The organism is Achromobacter sp. GbtcB20, from assembly GCF_019091095.1.
In the GTDB taxonomy this organism is placed as follows: domain Bacteria; phylum Pseudomonadota; class Gammaproteobacteria; order Burkholderiales; family Burkholderiaceae_B; genus Achromobacter; species Achromobacter mucicolens.
In genome coordinates this window covers 1-3,733 of the sequence record NZ_JAGXJZ010000050.1, presented here as the reverse complement: position 1 = coordinate 3,733, position 3,733 = coordinate 1, and the positions used below count along the sequence as shown (strand labels likewise).

General features: G+C 65.4%; 2 protein-coding genes and 1 pseudogene. 2 read left to right on the top strand and 1 reads right to left on the bottom strand.

Annotated elements, in window-relative coordinates:
- Nucleotides 1-1,410, top strand: a 1,410-nt coding sequence (locus KVT32_RS27550) for an autotransporter outer membrane beta-barrel domain-containing protein (RefSeq protein ID WP_217619128.1), incomplete at its 5' end; no start/stop codon positions are given.
- Here KVT32_RS27550 and KVT32_RS27545 read toward each other — a convergent pair.
- Complete coding sequence (locus KVT32_RS27545; protein ID WP_193725291.1) at nucleotides 1,407-1,559, bottom strand: hypothetical protein; 153 nt, start codon at nucleotides 1,557-1,559, stop codon at nucleotides 1,407-1,409. The two genes, KVT32_RS27550 and KVT32_RS27545, sit on opposite strands and share 4 nt — an antisense overlap.
- Before the next feature lie 544 nt (nucleotides 1,560-2,103).
- Here KVT32_RS27545 and KVT32_RS32525 point away from each other — a divergent pair.
- Nucleotides 2,104-3,733 (top strand): annotated as a pseudogene (locus KVT32_RS32525) (autotransporter-associated beta strand repeat-containing protein); the annotation flags it as partial.

Here is a 3,733-nt window from a genome sequence, read left to right as displayed (position 1 = left end):
GCAATCAGCTTCGCTGGCGAGATCAACCTTGCCGGCCGCATCAACTTCATGCCGCCCGGCACGGCCAATGGCCCATCCGGCGCCAGCGTGCTGGTCGCCAACAACCTGAACGGCCAGGGCGGTATCGTCCAGCTGCATGTGCAGTCGACGCAAAACGGTATCACGGACCTCATTCGGCTGGGCGGCGGCGCCGTCGGAACGACGCATCTGGTTCTGCAAATGGATGGGGCCTCCACAGGGGACGCGCTTACGGGAGACGGCGTGATGGTGGTCAAGGCAAATGGCCCGACCGACAACGCGTTCGTGCAACGGGAGGAAACGCCGGGCGGTAACCGCAAAGGGCCTTTTCTCTACCGGTTGCAACACGGTTCAAGCGTGGTCAATGGCGTACAGGCCTCCCCGCATAATTGGTATGTGCGTAGCGAAGCGCGGCCCGAAGTTTCGCTGTATTCCCAACTGGGCAATCAGGCCGTGCGCCACGGGGAACTGACCGTCGGCACGCTGAACGAACGGATGGGATCCACGGAAAGTCTGGCCCGCAAGGTTTACCCCCTCGTGTGGGGTCGCGCCCTGGCCGACACTGGACGCAATCGCGGCAATAGCACCGGACTGGCCGCGCAGGACATCGCGACGCGGTCCAGTCTGGCGGGCGTCCAGCTTGGAACCGACGTGTATGTGGATTTCCGAGGCTTGTCGCGGCGCAGTGCGGGGGTGTTTGCGTCCGCCAGCACCATGAAGACCGACGTGGACCATTATCAGGACCTCAGCAGGAAAACCGTCAACGCGGGGCGTAGCGATCAGTCGGCATACAGCCTGGGCGGCTACTACACGCTGCTGGACGGAAAGGGCGGTTATCTGGATCTGGTCACGCAGGTCAGCCGCTACGACGTCAAGGCAAACTCGGCGGCCGGCGCAGGCCCGTTGACCACCACGGGGTGGGGCGGCCTGATCTCGGCGGAGGCTGGAAAATCGTTCGCCGTCGGCGACGAAGCCAGCAACCTCCGGCTGGAGCCCCAGGCGCAGGTGATCTATCAGCGGATCAAGTTCTCGGACAGCCAGGACGTGGCAAGCGCGGTGGCGTTTCCCGCCGTGAACAGCGTGACGGGCCGGCTGGGCATGCGCCTGTCCAAGACATGGGACGGCGATTCCGCCAAGGCCAGTACGGCGTGGGCGACGGTCAACCTGCTGAGCACGGCCGGCCACGCGTCAAGCCGCTATGCCACCGCCACGCAGGGTGACATCACCTTCATGAACAAACTTGGCGGGCCGCGGGTGGGTCTGGCGCTGGGATACGACAGCCTCGTGGGCGGCAACACCTTCCTGAATGTGCAAGCCGGCACCGAGCAAGGCATCGGCAGCCGCAAGTCCGGCAACTACAACCTGAACGCCGGGATCAAGATCATTTTCTAGCGATTGCGGATCATCCCGCCCGGCGCTCGGTTCACCAAATAATCCTTGGCCTTGGACTCGGCCCCGCCGGCCCATTTGCGCAGGGCGGAGATGAATGCCGGACATACATTGCCGTCGACGCCGGTGTCGATAATGACGCTGTCCGTCATGCGCATCATCACCTTCCACTCGCAAATGCGCGTGCGGTTGGCGTAATCGCCCGTGGTGTTTGTATGCAACACCGGCGTAGGCGGCGCATCCAGGTGCGAGCAGGTCTCTTAATAAAAATATTAGAAAGGACCTGCGTTATTGCCGAATATTAATTTCGGTTCTCGTCAAGAAAAAACCGGTTTACAAGAAATTTGAATTTCTGGTTATCAGACTAAATCCGAGTATTTGTGCTCAATATTTATTTGGAAGAGTTTTCTAGCATTCACCCTGATGCGAAGGCCATGCCTCGCTCGCGTTTGATGAGAGCGGCTATTCCGGTGCCCATCCTGGCGCGCGAGGCGATGTCGATGCGGTTTTATCAGCCAATCTGTGCATGGGGGGCAAATGCGTTCACGGTACGAGTTTGTGGGAAACGGTGTGCATTCGGTTTCAGCCGGAACCGGCCACGTCAAAACAACGACATCCCTATTCACCAGTCTCGGAAACGCTGGCCCAAGTGGGTTCAAACGCCGCCGCGCAACGTGCTTTATCGCGGGCGTGGCGTTGCTGGCGCCGGTCTCTGCGCTGGCGGACATCATCGGTGAAAGCGGTGTGGCCGGCCTGGGCGGCGCGACTGGCATGCGGGGCGGCGACGGCGGCGCGGGGCACACAGCAGTCGTGATCACGGACACCACGCCTTTCGTCAACGTGGAACGCCTGATCGGCGGCGCCGGTGGCGGCGGGGGTGGCGGCGGCGGGGGCGGGGGCCAGGTAAGCGGCAGCGGCGGCGCCGGGGGCAATGGCGGCCAGGGCGGGCACGGCGTCGAGCTGGCCGCGGACGGCGCCGTGCTGACCAACCGCGACCTGCTGCAAGGGGGGGCCGGTGGCGGCGGCGGCGGCGGGGGCGGGAGCTCGTTCAACCGGGGGGCGGCCGCAGGAGGGCGAGGCGGCGATGGCGTGGGCGGCGCGGGCGGCGGCGGCGGCGGCGGCGGCGACATTCCCTTGGAGGGAGTGCCTATGCTGCCAGGCGACGGTGGCAACGGCGGTCAGCCAGGGTTGGATGGGATCGCGGGCAACTATCGGTATGGCGGGGGTGGCGGTGGGGCGGGAGGCAGCATCAATCCCTTTGGTTGCGGAAGCGGCGTCGGCGCCGATAGTGGTTGCGGGGGGGCGGCCGGGGACGGCGGCGGTACAGACTTGGGCGGGGCCGGCGGGCAGCCCGGCGCGTCCACCAACCTGAATGGCACGGACGGCGAGCACGTGGTGTCGAACCAGACCGGCGCCGGAGGCGGCGGGGGGGGCGCACCCGGCGGCTTGGGCGGTAGAGGCGGCGGCGCTGTGGGCGGACCTAATGGGTCAACCGCTGGCGGCACGTCCTTGGGCGGCTATGGCATACACGTCCTGGGCGCCAACACCGTGATCACGAACGCCGGCCGCATTGTCCCGGGCACGGGGTCGGCGCAATCGGTGGCGATCCTGTACGCCGACACGGCCCACAATTCGGTGCTGCGGTTGCAGGCCGGCAGCGAAATCCAAGGCACTGTGGACGCCACACGATCCACCAACAACACGCTCGTGCTCGATGGCGAGGCGGGCGTTGACCCGATCACGGGCGCGTCAATGGCCTTCGACGTCTCGAAGCTGGGCGCGGCGGGGGGCGTTGGCGCCACCAACGACGTCTACCAGGGCTTCTCTGCGTTCGAGAAAACTTCCGAAGGCACCTGGCAGTTGGCCAATGCGCCCACGCAGGCACGCACGCCGTGGCGCATCAAGGGCGGCACCTTGGCCATCGCCAGCGGCGACAGTCTTGGCAGTACGCTCGATGCCGTGACGCTGGACGGCGGAACGCTGCAGCTTCAGGACGATGCGGCCCTCCACCATGATGTGGTCGTCAACAGCACCGGCGCGATCGACATCGAAGACGGACAGCAATCGGTGCTGCATGGGGTGCTGGGCGGAGACGGCAGCCACTTTGCCAAGACGGGCGAGGGAACCCTGGCCATCGCAGCAGACGGCAACTTCCACGGCGTGACGCAGATTGACGGCGGCACGCTGCAACTCGGCGTTGGCGCCGTAGGCGGCGCCATCGGAAACGGCGCCTTCATCAACCACGGCAGGCTGGTGTTCAACCGCGCGAATCACGTCGTGATCGGCGGTGCGATCGCCGGCACCGGAGACGTGGTGCAAGCGGGCT

Bases quoted from the DNA above. Each gene is read 5' to 3' on its own strand.
- KVT32_RS27545 (WP_193725291.1), bottom strand. From the start codon at position 1,559: ATGACGGACAGCGTCATTATCGACACCGGCGTCGACGGCAATGTATGT.